Consider the following 279-nt stretch of genomic DNA (forward strand, 5'->3'; position numbering starts at 1 on the left):
CTGGCGGCCACCGTGGTTAGAAACCACAATTCCATCAGCACCAAAACGTACTGCATCGCGCGCATCTTCCGGATCGAGGATCCCTTTGATCACCATCGGGCCATCCCAGAAATCGCGGATCCATTCAAGGTCTTTCCATGAGATGGACGGATCGAAGTTATTCCCCAGCCAGCCGATGTAATCTTCCAGTCCGGTCGGTTTGCCGAGATAAGCTGAGATATTACCTAAATCATGTGGACGACCGTTCAGGCCCACATCCCACGCCCATTGCGGATGTGT

At 53.4% G+C, this 279-nt stretch carries 1 protein-coding gene; it reads right to left on the reverse strand.

What is annotated here, in order from left to right; translation table 11 throughout:
* A partial coding sequence (locus SB772_RS40185) for an alpha-hydroxy-acid oxidizing protein (RefSeq protein ID WP_410838541.1) occupies positions 1-279 on the reverse strand: 279 nt, incomplete at both ends.

The sequence above is a fragment of the Paraburkholderia sp. SIMBA_030 genome (genome assembly GCF_046535245.1).
Lineage (GTDB): Bacteria > Pseudomonadota > Gammaproteobacteria > Burkholderiales > Burkholderiaceae > Paraburkholderia.